This is a genomic window from Thermoanaerobacterium sp. RBIITD, from assembly GCF_900205865.1.
Lineage (GTDB): Bacteria > Bacillota > Thermoanaerobacteria > Thermoanaerobacterales > Thermoanaerobacteraceae > Thermoanaerobacterium.
This window is the reverse complement of sequence record NZ_LT906662.1, coordinates 2,342,378-2,361,207: the sequence shown is the minus strand read 5'-3', so window position 1 is coordinate 2,361,207 and position 18,830 is coordinate 2,342,378. Positions and strand designations below refer to the sequence as shown.

16 protein-coding genes are annotated in these 18,830 nt (G+C 33.5%); 2 read left to right on the top strand and 14 right to left on the bottom strand.

What is annotated here, in order from left to right; all coding sequences use genetic code 11:
- From CPG45_RS11365 to CPG45_RS11320, 10 genes are all read right to left on the bottom strand, one after another.
- Complete coding sequence (locus tag CPG45_RS11365; protein ID WP_197702802.1) at nucleotides 1-1,035, bottom strand: endo-1,4-beta-xylanase; 1,035 nt, start codon at nucleotides 1,033-1,035, stop codon at nucleotides 1-3.
- 59 nt (nucleotides 1,036-1,094) lie between these two features.
- On the bottom strand, nucleotides 1,095-2,768 hold the full coding sequence (locus CPG45_RS11360) for an ABC transporter substrate-binding protein (protein WP_096232008.1): 1,674 nt from the start codon (nucleotides 2,766-2,768) through the stop codon (nucleotides 1,095-1,097).
- A 124-nt stretch (nucleotides 2,769-2,892) separates the two neighbouring features.
- Nucleotides 2,893-3,765 (bottom strand): carbohydrate ABC transporter permease, encoded by an 873-nt coding sequence (locus tag CPG45_RS11355; protein WP_096232007.1) that lies wholly within the window; start codon nucleotides 3,763-3,765, stop codon nucleotides 2,893-2,895.
- 15 nt (nucleotides 3,766-3,780) lie between these two features.
- Nucleotides 3,781-4,743 carry an ABC transporter permease gene (locus CPG45_RS11350; protein WP_096232005.1) on the bottom strand — a complete coding sequence of 321 codons (963 nt, stop codon included), beginning with the start codon at nucleotides 4,741-4,743 and terminating at the stop codon, nucleotides 3,781-3,783.
- A gap of 136 nt (nucleotides 4,744-4,879) precedes the next feature.
- Nucleotides 4,880-5,950, bottom strand: coding sequence for a mannonate dehydratase (gene uxuA, locus CPG45_RS11345; RefSeq protein ID WP_096232003.1), 1,071 nt, complete (start codon nucleotides 5,948-5,950; stop codon nucleotides 4,880-4,882).
- Between the two features lie 24 nt (nucleotides 5,951-5,974).
- A complete protein-coding gene (locus tag CPG45_RS11340; RefSeq protein WP_096232002.1) occupies nucleotides 5,975-7,597 on the bottom strand; it encodes a mannitol dehydrogenase family protein in 1,623 nt (540 codons plus the stop codon).
- A gap of 89 nt (nucleotides 7,598-7,686) precedes the next feature.
- Complete coding sequence (locus CPG45_RS11335; protein WP_231968723.1) at nucleotides 7,687-8,370, bottom strand: GntR family transcriptional regulator; 684 nt, start codon at nucleotides 8,368-8,370, stop codon at nucleotides 7,687-7,689.
- Nucleotides 8,371-9,000: 630 nt separating this feature from the next.
- The gene (locus tag CPG45_RS11330) at nucleotides 9,001-9,660 is read right to left on the bottom strand and encodes a potassium channel family protein (protein ID WP_096232001.1); all 660 of its coding nucleotides are present in this window, start codon (nucleotides 9,658-9,660) and stop codon (nucleotides 9,001-9,003) included.
- A gap of 78 nt (nucleotides 9,661-9,738) precedes the next feature.
- Nucleotides 9,739-10,383: a potassium channel family protein gene (locus CPG45_RS11325; RefSeq protein ID WP_096232000.1), complete on the bottom strand. Its 645-nt coding sequence runs from the start codon at nucleotides 10,381-10,383 to the stop codon at nucleotides 9,739-9,741.
- A 34-nt stretch (nucleotides 10,384-10,417) separates the two neighbouring features.
- Nucleotides 10,418-13,174, bottom strand: coding sequence for a cation-translocating P-type ATPase (locus CPG45_RS11320; RefSeq protein ID WP_157732388.1), 2,757 nt, complete (start codon nucleotides 13,172-13,174; stop codon nucleotides 10,418-10,420).
- A 547-nt stretch (nucleotides 13,175-13,721) separates the two neighbouring features.
- On the opposite strand from CPG45_RS11320, the gene CPG45_RS11315 reads away from it, so the two are divergent.
- Together CPG45_RS11315 and queF are read left to right on the top strand one after the other, a co-directional pair.
- Nucleotides 13,722-14,210, top strand: coding sequence for a QueT transporter family protein (locus CPG45_RS11315; protein ID WP_096231999.1), 489 nt, complete (start codon nucleotides 13,722-13,724; stop codon nucleotides 14,208-14,210).
- A 25-nt stretch (nucleotides 14,211-14,235) separates the two neighbouring features.
- Complete coding sequence (gene queF, locus CPG45_RS11310) at nucleotides 14,236-14,733, top strand: preQ(1) synthase (RefSeq protein WP_096231998.1); 498 nt, start codon at nucleotides 14,236-14,238, stop codon at nucleotides 14,731-14,733.
- Between the two features lie 74 nt (nucleotides 14,734-14,807).
- Here the strand turns inward: queF and CPG45_RS11305 are convergent, their stop codons facing one another.
- From CPG45_RS11305 to CPG45_RS11290, 4 genes are all read right to left on the bottom strand, one after another.
- On the bottom strand, nucleotides 14,808-15,851 hold the full coding sequence (locus tag CPG45_RS11305; RefSeq protein WP_096231996.1) for a Gfo/Idh/MocA family protein: 1,044 nt from the start codon (nucleotides 15,849-15,851) through the stop codon (nucleotides 14,808-14,810).
- A gap of 197 nt (nucleotides 15,852-16,048) precedes the next feature.
- Nucleotides 16,049-16,969: a sugar phosphate isomerase/epimerase family protein gene (locus CPG45_RS11300; RefSeq protein WP_096231995.1), complete on the bottom strand. Its 921-nt coding sequence runs from the start codon at nucleotides 16,967-16,969 to the stop codon at nucleotides 16,049-16,051.
- A 12-nt stretch (nucleotides 16,970-16,981) separates the two neighbouring features.
- On the bottom strand, nucleotides 16,982-17,716 hold the full coding sequence (locus tag CPG45_RS11295) for a sugar phosphate isomerase/epimerase family protein (RefSeq protein WP_096231993.1): 735 nt from the start codon (nucleotides 17,714-17,716) through the stop codon (nucleotides 16,982-16,984).
- Between the two features lie 16 nt (nucleotides 17,717-17,732).
- The gene (locus CPG45_RS11290) at nucleotides 17,733-18,818 is read right to left on the bottom strand and encodes a Gfo/Idh/MocA family protein (RefSeq protein ID WP_096231992.1); all 1,086 of its coding nucleotides are present in this window, start codon (nucleotides 18,816-18,818) and stop codon (nucleotides 17,733-17,735) included.
- Between the last annotated feature and the right edge of the window lie 12 nt (nucleotides 18,819-18,830).

Below are 18,830 nucleotides of genomic sequence, written 5' to 3'. Positions count from 1 at the left end.
TTAAAAATCAACTATGCTGTAAAAGGCACTTTTGGGTCTACCATCGACATCAAAAAGAAGCGGCCAATCTTTTCTATCTTTAACCGGAAAATTGTCTTTCCATGTGTGTTTATCGCTTATACCCCAAAAAGTAACACCACTAATTACATCTTTATAATACCTGAATATTTCAAATAATTTTTTATAGACTTTTGATTGTTTTTCAATCATTTCATCTGTTGGCTTCAAAATACTTCTTGTCTTATCATCAAATGAAAACATGGAAACATCAAGTTCTGTTATCTGAATCTTTACTCCTAAAGAAGCATACAATTCTATGGCAGCTTTCAGATTGTCAAAAAGGTCTCTGTCATGTATATCCCAATGGCCCTGTATCCCAATCCCGTCAATTGGAACTCCTCTATCAATCATTGATTTTAATAGCTTATGCGATTTATGTAGTTTTTCAGGCTTCTCATTGTTATAATCGTTGTAAAAAAGAACCGCATTTTGTGATGCTTGTCTTGCAATCTTAAAAGACAATTCCAAATATTCTTTGCCGATTATCTTATACCACTGGGAGTCCCTATATAAAAAGTCGCTCTTATCCTCCACAGCCTCATTTACGACGTCCCACGCGTATATCTTGTCATTGTACCTGCTGCACAATGTATTGATATGCGTTTTAAGCCTTTCTACTAAAATTTCCTTTGAAACTGCTTCACCTGATTCATCTTTAAAAAGCCATTCAGGAACTTGATTGTGCCATACAAATGTATGCCCCCTCACCATCATTTTATTTTCTGCAGCAAAATTGACAATTTTATCCCCATCATCAAACGTATATTCATCTTCTGCTGGATGTATGACTGCAAATTTAAGCGAGTTTTCAGGCGTTATGCTGTTAAAATGTTTTAAAAGAATTTCCCTCTGTCCTTCATCTTCCAAATCACTTACCGCTACAGCCGCACCTATAGGAAAATAATTCTTATATACTTCTTTTAAACTTATTATATCATTATCCATATTCGAAAATACAATTTTCCCTCCTAACATTTTTCCCTTTGAACAGTGTATCACCGTTCAAAGGGAATCATCAAAAATTTAATACCAATTTATTTCATTTTGTCTTTTGTGCTTTTGTACACATCATTAGTAAGTTTTACTAATTGGGCAACACCTTTTGCTTTGCACTGTTGTACATAGCTATCCCAATCTCTATCAATTGATGATACACCTGTTATAAACTTTAACATCATTTGTTCTACATAATCAGCTATTGGCTGGCTTAACATATTAGCCTGCTCTCTTTGGCTTTCAGTAAATGGCACAGGTGGCGCTATAGGAAGCAGTTTTCTCTTACTATTTACCTGATTTTCAAAATTTGCAATATCTGGTGTCATCATTGACTCAGCAATATCCTTTGGTCCGCCATATAATAGACAGAATACACCACCGGAGAATCCATAATCTTTCTGCAAGTTCTTTGTGCCACTTGGATTTAAGTTCATGTAGTTTACATCAGGCATAAGCTGGAACTTGCCATTGACTTTCTGATAAGTCACACCTTCAACGCCCCACTTTGTAAGTGTCTGACCTGCTTCACTGTACCACAGCCAGTCAACGAATTTAAGCAACTGATGGAAATTAGGATCATCTTTAGCCTTAGCTGATATTATTATACCGTTTTCAAGATGGCTACCTGCAATTACTCCACCTTTTGGACCTGCTAGAGGTAAAATTTGTGTAACTTTATAGTTGCCTTTGCCTAATGTTTGATCCATTTTATTTTTCATATTCTCTATTTCCTGAGTATTTGTCATGATGACAAATGACTTACCTGTTACAAATTTCTGTACTGCTTGGTCATCTGTCTGTGTGAAGCTTTCTGGATCAAGAAGACCTTCTTTTACAAGCCTGTTGAAATACGTCAACATATCTTTGTATTCAGGTGATGTCGGATAAAATTCCCAATTATCTTTTGAACTATTGTACAACACTGTTGTACTCTGTGTCCAGTCAAATAAACCATCACTGCCTGATATAGGTACACCAAATGTCGGCATTGCTTCACCTATTAAAGCTTTCCCTTGCCATCTGTCTGACAATGGTGTAGAATTAGGATATATCTCCTTTAATTTCTTTAATGCCGATTCCAACTCATCCCATGTGTTTGGAACTGGTATATTATTTTTATCAAATATGTCTTGTCTTATAGCTAGTGAATACTGCATTGTATAATCTTGATGTAACATAGGTAATACATAAAACTTACCATCTGCTTGCTTTAAAGAATCTAACTCCTTTTGAAGTCCCCACTCTTTAACTTCTCTTGAGAAGTTAGGCATCTCATTTATATAGTCACTTATGGGTAGTATTGCACCAGATGAGACGAACGGTATTTCTTGACCTGGATAAGTCTTAGGAATTATCTCTGGTGCTTGACCTGAACTTATTAAAAGGCTTCTCTTTTGAGTATAGTCGCTCATAGGTACTATTGTAAGCTTTAATGTAACGTTTGTAGCGTCTTTTATAGCTTTCCACAAAAGCCAATCTTCTTTATACGGATAATTTGGGTGATCACTGTACAGCATTGTAAACTCTAAAGGCTTATCTGATTTAAAGTGTAAGTTTTGAGGGTCCTTGCTATTTGTCGCTGTTTGTTCTTGTTTAGTTGTGTTATTATTGCTGCTGGATGATGTGTTTTTGCCACATCCTGCCAGCAAAACGCCAACTGCCAGCACAACGACTAGTAAAAACGACAGCAATCTTTTTGCATTTTTACTCATAATAAATATCCTCCTCTTGATTGAATCAAATACTTAAAAATGGATAAATTCTAAAATTTATATTTTATCCCTTCCATCACCTCCTTAAAAGTCGTCATAAATTTTTCCCTCCTTTATTAAACTGTTAACCTTTTAATGAGCCAATCATGACGCCTTGTACAAAGTACTTTTGTATAAAAGGATAGACCATCATTATAGGTATTGATGTAAGTATGACACTAGCAGATTTCAGTGTCGCCGATATTTGCGCTAGGTTATTTATATCAGAAGTGCTGCTAACTGCTGTCTGCTGTGAACCAGCTATTATATTTCTCAAATACAGGGCAACCGGAAATTTTGCACTGTCATCCAAATATATAAATGGTCCAAACCAGTTATTCCAAACACCTACCGCATAGAAAAGTGCCATGACATACATAATGGGCTTTGACAGCGGAAGAATTATCTTAAGGAGAATTCCATACGTGCTCATGCCATCTACTTCTGCAGCTTCTTCTAATTCTGCCGGTATGCCTTCAAAGAATGTCTTCATAACTATTACATTGAATGTGCTTACCGCACCAGGAAGCACAACACCCCATATTGTATTTCTCATATGCAGTGCGTTAACCAATAGGTACGTAGGTATCAAACCACCGCTAAAGAACATAGTAAATACTACAAAGCCTAATATAATTCCTCTTCCCTTAAGGCGCTTTTTTGAAAGAGGGTATGCTAAAAGCGTTGATAAAAACAATGATACAAGAGTTCCTACAATTGTATATATTATTGTGTTTTTATAACTAGTCCAGAATTCCTTTTCTGCCAAAAGGACTTGATATGTTTTTGTTGTAAATCCTCTTGGAAATACCGAAACCAATCCAGCATATACATATTTTTCACTACTAAGTGATAAACTAACTAAATACCAAAAAGGATATAATGTTGCTAAAATTACAATTATCATTATAATTGTATTTATTACTTTAAATATTTTATATTGTTTAGACTCTTTCATATATAATCACTTCCTTTACCATAAACTTGTTTCTGTCAATTTTCTTGATAAGAAGTTTGCAGTGCTTATTAATATAAGTCCTATTACAGATTCAAACATACCAATTGCAGCCGCATAGCTGAAATTGTTGGACACAAGTCCCATTCTGTAAAGATAAGTTGATATAACATCTGCAGTAGAATACGTTAATGGATTATACAGCAATAATATCTTTTCAAATCCGACTGCTAAAAGTCCACCTATATTTAATATGAGCAATATCATAATCGTCGGTAAAATACCTGGTATAGTTACATATATTGTCTGCTGCCACCTATTTGCACCATCAATAATAGCCGCCTCATATAATTCAGGATTAATATTTGTTAATGCTGCAAGGTAAAGTATTGCACCCCACCCCATGCCTTGCCATATACCTGATACGATATAAATAGTCCTAAACCATTGTGGTTCTGCCAAGAAGTTTATCGTATACCCAAAATAATGTTTCAATAGCATGTTAACAACGCCAGATGATGGTGAAAGTATCTCCATTATCATGTCTGCCAAAACGACTGTCGAAATGAAGTAAGGCAAGTACGATACCGTCTGTGTAAATCTCTTAAACCACTTGCTGTGAATCTCATTTAATAGCAGCGCAAAAATTATCGGAAATGGAAAGCTTATTACTAAATACTCAACACTCAATATTATAGTATTTCTAAAAACTCTCCAAAATGTTGGGTCATGTATAAACATATTTATATATCTTAAACCAACCCATTCAGTTCCATAAACTGGACCTCCTGGATAATATTTTCTAAATGCTATAATATTTCCGTACATCGGAATGTATCTAAATATGACGTAGTACGCAACAGGAAGTATAAGCAGGCTGTATAGCTGCCAATCTTTCTTGATAGCCTTAAGTGTACTCTTTAAAGTGCCATTTTTTTGCGGCTTGTTTTTGCTACCTTTATTTATCAAAGCTGAATCCATATAATTATCCCCTTTCTTTTGATTAATAAAACAGGTTTTTAATATATAGCATGATTTATGTGATTTGTAATAGGTGTCAACGATTTCTATATAAAAGGATAGTCGTTGCTTTAATAATTAAGAATATCAAAATATCTTAAGACATCTTCTGAATAGCCTCCCATAAACCATTTAGATAAGCTACACCAAGTGCTCTATCATATAGTCCATATCCTGGTCTCGCATTTTCATCCCATATCATCCTGCCATGATCTGGTCGTATATACCCATTAAACCCTATGTCGTAATACGCTTTCATTATTTCAAACATATCAAATGATCCATCACTTGAAAGATGAGATGTCTCGTGAAAAATCCCCTCTGATACAAACTTTATATTCCTTACATGTCCAAAGTGAATTCTGCCCATCTTTCCAAAATATCTTATAAGTTCTGGTATATTGTTCTTGGGATTAGAACCTAAGGAACCACTACAAAGTGTTAACCCATTATATGGACTATCTACAAGCTTTATTATTCTTTCAAGGTTCTCCTTACAAGTTACTATTCTCGGTAATCCAAAAACCGACCAAGGTGGATCATCTGGGTGAATAGCCATTTTTACATCATACTTTTCACAGGTTGGAATAATATTTTCAAGAAAATATCCGAGATTATTAAAAAGCTTTTCTTCGTTAATATTTCTGTACATATCAAATAATGTTTTTAATTCTTTTAGCCGATAATGTTCCCAACCTGGAAGTATAAATCCATTTGAGCCTTTTTCCATATCTTCAATAAGTTTTATAGGATCAATGCCTTTTATTTTACTTTCATCATATGAAAGTACAAAAGAACCATCAGGAAGTTCTTCCTTAAGATTAGTCCTAATCCAGTCAAATACAGGCATAAAATTGTAACATACTACCTTAATGCCAGCTTTCCCAAGGTTTTTTATAGTTTCTTTATAATTTTCAATATATTGTTCTCTCGTTGGCAATCCAAGTTTTATGTCTTCATGAACATTAACGCTTTCAATCACTTCAAGTTCTAAGTCATATGATTCAACCTTCCGTTTTAGCTCAAATATCTTTTCTAAAGGCCAAACTTCTCCTACTGGTATATCATATAGAGCTCCTACAACTCCGGTAACTCCTGGTATTTGTCGTATTTCTTTGAGTGAAACGCTGTCATCTTTATCGCCAAACCATCTAAATGTTATCTTCATATCTGCTCTCCCTTTTAGTAAAATTTAATTGCAATTTAAATATTTCCTTAGTGTTGATCTAACTGCACCTTTTCCTGCAATTAATTCTTCAAAGTAATTTTCAATCTTCTCTCCAAGTCCAATACTATATAGATTTATTCCGAATATTACTTCATTCGATAATATTGGCTTCAAACAATTATTTACGTTTTCTTTATCACCTAATTTTATTTGAGAAATACATTCTTTTAAATTATTCATTAATGGGTCAGGACTTAAGTCCATTTTATCGCCATTATCGTCAATACCCATTAAATATCTACACCATCCCGCAATAACTAAAGGTATATATTTAAGGTTTTTTACATCTAAATCCTTACTTTTATAATACGATTTTATTGTTTCACCAAATCTTATAGCTATTTTCTGTGATGTATCTGTTACTATTCTTTGTGGTGTATCAGGTATATAAGGATTTGGAAGTCTTACATTAATAACTTCATTTATAAATGATTCAGGATTTATTATTCCAGGATTGGCTACAACAGGCATCCCTTCTTCAAATCCAATTTTTTTAACTAACTCATTTAAACATCGATCTTTCATTTCATCTGCTATAGTTTTAAATCCCAGAAGACATCCAAAAACAGCTAATGATGTATGTAAGGGATTGAGGCACGTAGAAACCTTCATTTTTTCAGCTTTTTCTACTGTTTGTCTATCAGTAAAGTTTACTCCCACAAGATCAAGTGGTATACGTCCATTTGGAAATTTGTCTTCTATTACCAAATATTGTGGCTCCTCCGTATTAACAAATGGTGCGATATACGTTTTTTTATCCGTACAAATTATTTCAGTACTACCAAAACCCGTTTTATCAAGTATATCTTTAATAGCAGCAGAAGGTCTTGGAGTTATCTTATCAATCATGCTCCATGGAAAAGAAACATATTGCGGATTATTAATATATTCAAGAAATTCGTTTTCAACTAACCCATTCAATCTCCATTTTTCCACAATCGTATTTATTGCATTATATAATTTCTCACCATTACGTGAACAATTATCCATACTTACAAAGGCTAAAGGTAGTTTTCCATTTTTAAATCTTATATATGCTAGTGATGCAATTTTTCCCATTACACTCTTAGGATACATAGGACCTTTAGACATATCTTCCAGTACATCATCTAAATAGTCACCTAAAAAATTTTTAAGATTATACCCTTTTTCAGTAATGGTGAAACTCGCCATTTTAAGTGATGGCTTTGCAAATATTTCTTTTAGTCTTTCCCAATCATTTTTTCTCGATGGATCTCCAACTAAGCTTTCACATATACTTCCCACAACTGTTTTTTTTAATGTGCCATCTGGATTCATAATCACAAGTAAACTTAAATTATCATAAGGCCTGTAAATTCTATCAATGATTTCATAGTCATATGTTTCAACTGCAATAATTCCTGTTTCAACATTACCACAATTCAGAAGTTGCTGCTGCAGCATGGCTGGAAACCCTCTGAATATATTACCAGCTCCAAAATGAACCCAAGTAGGATTTTCATATGATTTATTTAGCATTGTTTCATAATCAAATTTAGGAAGTTCTATATCTGCTCTTAGCCACTCTTCAGTATTTTTTAATTTTTCTTTATTTAATATTAACATCATATTTTGCTCCTTTTTTTGATAAGATATCTAATTTCCTTCTACTTAACTATGTTCAATACTTATTTTTGATATATAATCAACAATAGTTATTTGAAATACTCTGGATATTTTTCTTTTAATAATATTACATCATTATCTATTTGTGTTAAATGTTCCTTAATTATATTTAAACCTTGATCAACATTTTTTTCTTTTATAGATTTAATTATTGCCTTATGATCTTCAATGATTGTGTCCCAATCTGGATTAGAAGATAATCTTAATGTTCTTATCCGATCATAATCACCACTTATGAATCGAATTGCTGACCATATCCTTTCTTTCTTACAGCCTTTATAAATCAGTTCATGCATTTCATTATCTAAATCAAATATTGTTATATAATTCTTTTTCATTATGCAAAATTCTTGCTGATTAATGTTAGATTCAAGCTGAAATAATATCTCGTCTGGAAATTCTGTACATGCCAATTTCATAATTTCCATTTCAAGATTTACTCTCATAAATTTTGCTTCTTGAGATCGCTTTATATCTATTAATGAAACAAAAGTACCTTTTTGAGGATAAATTTCTATTAGCTCCTCATTGGCTAATTTTGTGAAGGTCTCCCTAATAGGGGTCCTACTTGTTTCAAAGGTATTTGCAATTTCATTCTCTGAAATTGCTTCACCTGGCTTAAGATTAAAATCAATTATGTTCTTTCTTATCACTCTATAAATATAGTCTTTTTTAGATTCAAAAGAGTTATTTACTAATAATTCAAAATTCATCATTTCTACATCCTTTACATTATATTTTGCAACATGTATACTACTATATTAATATACATGTTACAAATCTATATATTCTACACCATATCTAAAATTCCTTCTTCCTTTAAATAATTTTTTATCTTAAAAGTTGATATTTTTCTTTGTATTTTTTCTTAAATAAATATACTTAGTAGAACTTCTTTCTCATATTTGTTTTCTAAATCACTTTTAAAATAAATCTTGTATACTAGTATATTAATATGTCAGCTATTATATTATAATATATTCTACATCTTTTTTAAAAATCCTTCTTTTTTTTTTAATTTTGATTTCTTTTTAGTACATATTTTTTACTCTTTTTAAATTTCCAGATTGGAATTTTTTCTAACTATTTCTAATTGCTTTTGCCTCACCTCTATTAATAAATATTTTTTACTTGTATACTAATATATTAATATGTTAGTTGTTATATTATTATATATTCTACATCTTTTTTAAAAATCCTTCTTTTTTTTAAAATATTTTTTTGAATTTTTCAAGTGAAAAAAGAAGGTGGACACCTTGGTTTGAATCAAATGTGAAAGATATCGAAGATTTCAAGTAATTTAAAAACTAGATATAAAAAGAAACTGTGCCTTCGCACAGTCTCTATATATTAAACAAATCTTCTAATTTTTCTTTGCTTTCATCACTAACAACACTTAAAACTTCATCACCTGGTAATATTTTTGTATTGCCATTCGGCAATAATACTTTATTGTCCCTTACTATCGACATTATTACGCAATCATCTGGAAGCTTTAAATCTTTTATCAATTTATGAGCAGCTTTTGAATTTTTTTCAATTATGCTTCTTACAAGGGATATTTTCCCCTCAGCGAGATTTATAATCGTTGTGAGGCTGCTTATCTCTGCTTCTTCTTCAATTAATTTTGCAATTATTCTGGCACTGCTTACAGCAGCGTCAACGCCCATATCTTTTGTAAAAAGCCACTCATTTTTAGGGTTGTTTATTCGTGAAACTACTCTTGATACTCCAAATTCGTATTTAGCAAGCTGACATATTATAAGATTATCTTCATCATGCCCAGTAGCAGCAACTACTATTTCAGCTCCAATGATTCCCGCTTTTTTTAAGATATCTGAATTGCAGCCATCGCCAATCATAATGGAGCATCTTAAATCTTTTCTTAACTTTTCAATTTTTGCCTCGTCTTTTTCAACGACAACAACCTCTTTATTCTTTTCTTCCATCAATTTAGCGAGAAATGAACCGAGGCGCCCAGCGCCAACTATCATTATCGACATATTATGACCTGTTACTCGGAAACTTTATGTACATTGTTCCCAGCAGGTTCTTTCACCTCCTACTAAAATATTTTTAAATTATGACATAAACATTTGTTTTATCTTTGATTTTCCAAAAGCTGTTGAAGCGATAAAGATTTTATCACCTTTTTTAAAAGTTGTGCTCGGTGTTGGTATAACCGCTATCCCGTTCCTAACTATACTGACTACATTAACTTCAGATGGTATGGAAATATCTCTAACATGGCGACCATCCAAAAATATAGATGCCTCTGTTTCTATTATCTCTACTTCACCATTCCCAAATGACGATACTCTAAACAAATCGGGATGACATATGAGGTCTTTTATCTTATTTGCACCCCATAATGTAGGAGAAACTGTATTTATTCCCATTTTTCTATATATCTCTGCTCGTATTGGGTCATAAATTCTTGCTACTATAGTTGGAACTTTAAACTTTTTCTTTGCAATCAAAGCTGTAACGATATTAGTATTATCGCCATTTGTCACAGAAGCTATTGCGTCAGCATTTTCAATGCCAGCCCTTATAAGAGTGGCTTTATCAAATGCGATCCCTTCTATAAATTCACCCTTAAATGTTTTTAGTCTTTTAAAAGCATTTTTGTCTTTATCAATTACTGTGACATGGTATCCATCGGCATCTAATATTTGTGTCAACTGTGCACCAAGTCTGCCGCATCCGGCAACTATTATATTCATAAATCAGGCTCATATAGAGCCTTTCACCTCCTTTTTATTTGTTTGCATTTATTTTCTTGCGCAAAATCCATTTCCTGATTTCTTCTGCACCAATAAGTAATGGTATAAATGCTAAGTAAAACAGCCAATGTTTAAATGAAACAGGATATGTGTCAAATATTTTCTGCAAAAATGGCACATATATAAGTATCGCTGTAAGTACTAATTCAAATACAACACCTATGTTTAATAATTTATTTTTAAAGAAGCCGACACTAAACATAGATGCAACTTCAGTACGACAAGCAAATACATTTGCAACCTGCATTATTACAATTCCTAAAAAGCTCATTGTAGCAGCTTTTTTAGCAAGCGGAGCCGTAAATGGAAGGGTTTCACCCCAATGCCATCCACCACTATACAATACCCAAAAATATCCAGAAAGTACTGCTACTGAACTAATTAACCCGAGTAAAACATATCCTCTGAGGAATAATGACAGATTTAGTAATTTTTCCTTAGGCGACCTTGGTGGTCTGTCCATGACACCTGGTTCAGGCGGTTCAACGCCAAGTGCAAGAGCCGGCAATGTTTCGGTACCTAAATCAATCGCCAATATCTGCATTACTGTTATTGGAACAGGTATATTAAACAGTGAAAACAAAATATACGGTATAGCTTCTGGTGTTAGATGTGCAAATATATATGTTATGAACTTCCTAACGTTATCATATACAGCTCTGCCTTCTTCGATAGCATTTACTATGCTGGCAAAATTATCGTCTGTCAATACCATCGTTGCTACTTCTCTTGCTACATCTGTACCAGATTTACCCATTGCAATACCGATATCAGCCCTCTTTAATGCCGGTGAATCATTAACACCATCACCAGTAACTGCTACAACTTCACCCATTTCTTTAAGTGCAGCTACAACTTTCATTTTATGCTCCGGTGCAACTCTTGCGAAAATAATTTCTTTATTTTTTAACTCCTTCTTTAAATCCTCGTCAGTCATTTTATCAAGTTCATTACCTATAATTATTCTCGGATGCAATCCTTTTATTATACCTATTCTCCTTGCAATAGATTCTGCTGTTAATCCATAGTCACCTGTTATCATGATAATCTTTATTCCAGCCTTATGAGCATGTTTTACAGCTAATTCTACTTCAGGCCTTGGCGGATCCATCATCGCTACCAAACCAACGAAGATTAAATCATTTTCCGTATTTTCTATTGTATATTCCTTATTTTCATCGTCTATTTTTTTGTATGCCATTGCAAGAACTCTTAAACCAGATTCTGCAAATTTGTCATTCTGTTCTATTACTTTATCAATATCTGATTGTTCTAACTTTTTTACCCCTTCTTCGCCTTTAAAAATATAATTACAAACTGAAAGTGTCTCCTTAGGTGCCCCTTTTGTGAATACATAAATATCTTTTCCAGACTTATGTATGGAACTCATTCTTTTACGTCTTGAATCAAATGGAAGCTGTGAAACTCTCGGATATTCTCTCAACATATTTTCGAGAGTATATCCTGCTTTTTCTGCCAGTACGACTAAAGAGCCTTCAGTAGGATCACCAATAATATTCCACGATGGATTCTCATTTGTAGGCCTTACTAACCGGCTGTTATTACATAATAGACCTATTTTCAATAATAATGATAATTCATCAGGAAGATTTTTATTGTCTATTTGTCTGCCATTTGCAGAAAACTCACCTTTTGGTTCATATCCAATACCGCTTACATTGTAAAATTCCAAAGGAGTCCAAATCTCTCTAACTGTCATCTCATTCTGTGTCAAAGTTCCCGTCTTATCTGTACAAATAACTGTCGCTCCACCAAGCGTCTCAACGCTTGAAAGCTTCTTTACAAGCGCATGTCTTCTTGCCATTCGCTGAACTCCCATGGCAAGTGCCAGTGTTACCGTAGGCAATAATCCTTCAGGTACATTTGCGGTAATTATACCTATTGCAAACATAAATGTATCAACTAATGATCTTCCCATCAAAAGACCAAGGAGGAAAAAGAATACCCCCATAACAAGTGATAGATATGCTATAACTTGTGCAACTCTTGTTAATTGTCTTTGAAGAGGACTCTGTTCTATTTTTATGGTTTGTGTTAATGAGGCGATTTTACCAAACTGCGTGTCCATACCTGTAGCATAAACAACCGCTGTGCCAGAGCCTGATGCAACACTTGTACCCATAAACACTAGGTTTGGTGACTGAAGTAATGATACATCTTCATCAAGTACTACATCAGAGGTTCTCCTTACAGGCTCAGATTCTCCAGTTAGTGCAGCATTGATTGTCCTCATCTCAAATGCTTCTATAAGCCTTGCATCAGCTGGTATATGATCACCTTCCTCAAGGTAAATCAAATCTCCAGGGACTAATTCTCGAGCTAATATTTGTTCCTGATGCCCATCCCTTATTACTTTAACATATGATGGTAGCATTTTTTTAAGACTTTCTGTAGCCTGTTCTGCTTTAAACTCTTGCCAAAAGCTAAATAAAGCATTTACTATAATTACCAGTATTATTGCCCAACCAAGCTGTGGCATACCACCAATAAAAGAAAGTATGCTGGCTATCCAGAGAAGTATTGCTAATAGGTGCGTAAAATTTGCCAAAAATCGCGATAGCAGTGATGATTTCTTAACTTCCTTTATTTCATTATATCCATATTTCTGAAGCCTTGCATTTGCTTCATCCTTTGAAAGACCTTTAATAGATGTATTTAATTCATTAAATATGTCATCAGCTGTTAATCTAAATATATCATCAATCTTCAATGTAATAAACCTGTATAAACAGGTTTCACACCTCCTTATAATTAGCCATTCTATAAATCATCACTTCGAATATAATAAATCATAAAACATGTTTAAATTGCTCGACTCTTACATAAAAATCACCCCGATATATATTTTCTCCAGTATATCATTATTTAATTATTTATTAAAGTTTCAAAATATCGAATTAATGTTTATTTAAAGCTATACATTCTCGTTTAATAAATAACTATTATATTTTCTGCTTATTAATCTCGATTTATTACGTAAATGCTATTTTCAATAATTTTAAAGTTAAACTGTGAATTAGCATATAAATAATAGAACCTTGTATAAAATACATCAATATGTTAAAATAATTATAATTTAATAAGACAGTTCGAAACCATCCTGTCTATAAACAAAACTATGGAAAAATTTTAAGGTAGTTTTTGTATGTATGAGCACAGGCTGTGCTCTTTTTTATTTATTAAAATTCTACTTTATACCGTATTTTGTTTAGGGGCAGATGCCCATTTTTTTAATTAATTTTTTAGGGGGTTTTTAAATGGAGGATAAAAAATTAAAAAAGCAGTACACACCTACACAAAAAATTACTATTTCTGGTGTTGTTATAGCATTGTACTTAGTAATAATGTATCTTACTCAAAATTTTGCCTTTGGACAATATCAGATAAGGATAGCGACTTCAATATATGCATTAACTGCAATTTTCCCTTTTTTGATATTGCCAATGGGTTTAAGCAACATGCTTAGCAATATTTTATTGGGTGGTTTCGGTCTTCCAGACATGCTTGGCGGGTTAGCTGTAGGTCTTTTAACGGCTTTTGCAGTTTACCAGATTAAGAAATATAAACTAAATGACTGGCTTATTTCATTACCTATAATCTTATTTCCAGGATTAATTGTACCAATATGGCTATCAGTATTACTTAAAGTACCTTATTATTTGTTAGCTACAAGTGTAACAATAGGGCAAATCATCCCTGGAATAGTTGGTGTTATTCTCGTAAAACAATTAAGAAATAGATTATGATTTTAAGAGAGGATTGAAAATTTTTATGTCAGAGAGGAACAGAAAAGAGTTAGACGAATTATCATTGTTGGGAAGGAAAGTCGCCAAATATAATTATGATTATGATCCATCTGTACTTGAAACATTCATAAATAAGCATCAAGAAAATGATTATTTTGTTAAATTTAATTGTCCAGAATTCACAAGTCTTTGTCCTAAAACAGGCCAGCCTGATTTTGCAACTATTTATATTTCGTATGTACCCGATAAATTAATGGTTGAAAGCAAATCATTAAAACTATATTTATTTAGCTTTAGAAACCATGGGGATTTTCATGAGGATTGTGTCAATATCATAATGAAAGATTTAATTAAACTCCTTGATCCAAAATATATCGAGGTATGGGGTAAATTTACACCAAGGGGTGGAATATCAATAGATCCTTATTGTAATTATGGAAAACCCGGTACGAAATGGGAAAATGTTGCAGAAAAAAGACTTTTTTATCATGACTTGTATCCTGAAAAAATTGATAATAGGTAAGTTACATCATAAAAAAATTGTTCAAATGATTATAATTATTAAGGGCTTGTCATATCAAGCCCTTAATTAATTTATTATAACTCTACAGATTTACCTGTCTCATTTGATTTGAAAGCTGCTTCTATGATAGAGTATGCCCTTTTTACTTCCTCTGGTTTTACAATTAATTCAGCCTTTCCATCTATTACATCTCTTACATTTGCGTAAAAGTCTGTCCACTGTGGATTTGCATCTGGTAGTTCTATTTCTTCTTTTACTTCATCTGGGCGTGGCGCAAATGTACGTGTTGGACCTGCAGATGTTTCCACTATTTCCGATCCAAATTCATCTGCAAGATTATTAATCTTTGTTATGCCACCATGTCCTTCAAAGTCATCGACGACAAGTGTACCATTATTGCCTCCAACAAACCACCTTGGAAGGCTCCTTAAACAGAAAGTTCCAACTTCAACTTGTGCTGATATGCCATTGTCAAATTTCATTAAGAGTTTAAAATAATCATCAACTTCCGGGTTTATTACACTAAAAAGCTCAGCATACACACTAACTACCTTATTCGGTATCATGTAAAGAATCTGGTCTATTAAATGTACACCCCAATCGAGTAGCATTCCACCGCCATATTCCTTTTTGTTGCGCCATCCATGTATTATTCCACCAGAGCCATGGACTCTATTTTCAATCGTATATACTTTGCCTATTAAACCATCCTCTACAGCTTTTTTAACTTTGCAGTAATCTTTATCCCATCGACGGTTTTGATGAACAGTGAAGACTACATTGTTCTTCTTAGATGCATCTATCATTTCATCAATTTCCTGCATTGACATTGCAACAGGTTTTTCAACTATAACATTTTTCCCAGCATTTGCTGATGCAACCGCAAGCTCTTTGTGAACATGATTCGGAGTTGCAATTAAAACAGTATTTATTTCTTTATCATTTAGAAAATCATCTAAAGAATCGTACCCCTTTAGCCCTTCTTCTTTTGCTGCTTCAACTCTGCTGTGGTCAATATCGTATACTGCGACGACATCCACACCATCGACTTTTGGTGCATTTTTTCGATGCCATCCGCCCATCCCGCCATATCCTATGATTCCAAGTTTTATCGGCATTTTTCTACCTCCTAATATATCTTTATATTTCGATTTATTATATCATAGAGCCTTAATATTTCAACAATGAATAAAAAATATTTTATATTAAAATATTATAGTGGAATTTGAAATTATTCGATTTACTCATAATGACAAAGGTTTTTTATATAATAGCAATTTTTAGGGCAAGCAGCGAATACTGCCTGCCCTTATTTCTATATGAATTGTTTTAAATGCTTGTATCCTAACTTTAAGCCTTCTTTTACTTTTTCTTCGCTTCCTTCGTACAATGGATCTTCATGTTCAATGCTTATAACATCATCATATCCAATGTCCTTAAGTGCTTTTATAAACTTACCCCAATCTACTTGGCCAAGGCCTGGCATTCTAAATCTCCAGTAACCGGTCTCACCCTTTTTAGGAAATTGCCTATTAAATACTCCATACCATGCAAGTTTATCTTCGAAAACTTCTGCGTCTTTTGCATGGACATGGAATATCCTATCCTTAAATGCAGGAACAACTTTTAGATAATCAATAAGCTGGAAAAGTAAATGGGATGGATCTAAATTGAGTCCGAAATTCTTTGATGGAACTCTTCTAAACATCTCTTCCCAAAGTTCTGGTGTAAAAGATATTGTACCTGGTAATCCTTCTTTCTGCCAGCCTTCCATGGGGCAATTTTCAATTATAATTTTTATACCCTTTTGTTCAGCATAGCCGACGATATCGCCAAATACTTTCTCAAATTCATCAAAATTTCCTTTAATATCTTTATCAACATTTCTTCCTACAAATGTTCCTACCATTGAAGTACCGAGCATAACTGCTGCATCGATACATTTCTTTGTATGATTATTTATATATGCTCTTTTTTCCGGGTCATGATCCAAGTTATTATCATAATATGCCAAAGATGATATTGTAAGTCCATATTCTTTTAAGTACTTCTTTATTTCTTCTGCTTTTTCTTCTGTCAATGTTTCAACATCTATATCACAGCTAGAATAATCCCTGCTGTTTACCTGTGGCCAGCAAGCGATTTCTAAAGATTTAAACCCATTTTCTGATGCCCATTTAGCCTTTTCTTTAAGCGGCATATTCCCAAGGCACACTGTTAAAAAACCAAGATACATTATATTTCCTCCTCACATTTTTTTAATATTTTCAAAACTTATTTTTACACTTTCAATTGGTGGTCTCTTGCACACATCCTGTTCTACTATAAACCATTCTGCACCAGCTTTTTGGGATGCTTCGATTATTTCTTTGATATTCATTGTCCCTTTGCCTATTTCCGCAAAATCTCTTGTACCCTCTTCCATGTCCTTAAGATGTACTAATGGTAACCTTCCGGAATATTTTTTGATGTAATCTACTGGATTTACTCCAGCATATTCTACCCAATAAGTATCAATCTCTGCTTTTACAAGGTCAGGGTCTGTATTTTCATATAGTAAATCAAGTCCATATTTACCATCGAACAGCTGGAATTCATGATTGTGATTATGATAACATAGTACTAACCCATTTTCTTTACACTTCTTGCCTATATCGTTGAGAAGTTTTGCTGTACTAATAAAATCATCTTTTGTTTCATACTTATTCCAAGGGCAAACTATATATTTATTTCCAATCTCTATGCTATATTCTATCACTTCATCGAGTCTGTCTTTTAATAGATCAATACCTACATGGCTTCCAGTCGGTACTAATCCAAGTCTATCGAGATACTTTTTCAATTCACTAGCACTAAATCCGCCATATCCAGCAAATTCAACGCCTTTATAGCCTATCTCTGCAACTTTTTCAAGTGTCCCTAAAAAGTCATCTTTCAGTTCATTGCGCAGTGTATACAGCTCTAATGCAACAGGTAAATCCATTTAAAAACACTCCAATCTATTTATTAAAATATACTGGCTCACCTGTCTTAGCAGATATATATATTGCTTCAAGTATCTGTGATACAACATATGCTTCCTCAGGTTTTACTACAGGTTCTTTGTCATTTATAATACTATCTATCCACTGCCTTGCCTCAATAAGTGATGCATCTTCGGTATTTCCTTCGTAGAAGTCTACACCGCCCGCACTTAAGTCTACTTTTGTCGTATAAAGCCTCCCATTCTTTTCACCATTTATTCTTAAGCCGTCTCTCATATCAGCACCGCCTTCTGTACCACAAAGTGTTGTCATTGCTTCGCCAACTTCAAGTGAATTAAGTGCCCAGCTTGATTCAAGTACTATTGTCGCACTATTTTCCATTGTTATAAAGCCAAATGCCGAATCTTCTACAGTAAATTTAGCCGGATCCCATGGTCCCCATGCATTTGCTGCATTTTTTCTATCTGCAAGTTTATGGTATACAGTACCCACAACGCTCTTTGGCTTATAATTATTCATCATCCATAATGTTAAGTCAAGTGCATGTGTGCCTATATCTATCAATGGCCCACCACCTTGCTCTTCCTCATTTAAAAATACTCCCCATGTTGGTACAGCACGCCTTCTTATAGCATGTGCCTTAGCAAAATATATTTCACCAAGTTCACCGTCTTCACATAACTTATGTAAATATTGTGAATCTGGCCTGAAACGGTTTTGATATCCTATCGTAAGCTTTTTGCCTGTTTTTTTTGCAGCATCTACCATCCTTTTAGCATCTTTAGCTGTTTTTGCCATTGGCTTTTCACACATTACATGTTTACCAGCTTCTAATGCATCAATAGTTATATCTGCATGGGACTTATTTGGTGTACATACGTGTATAACATCTATGCTTTTATCTTCCAAAAGTTCTCTATAGTCTACATATGTTTTTGCACCATCTATACCATAGTCATTTGCAGCTTTTAATGCTTTTTCCTCAATTTTGTCGCAGAAGGCAACCATCTCGACATTTTTAAGCTTTGCAAGTGACGGCATATGTTTGCCATTTGCAATTCCACCACAACCAATTATTCCAACTCTAAGCTTGTCGCTCATAACAAATTTCCT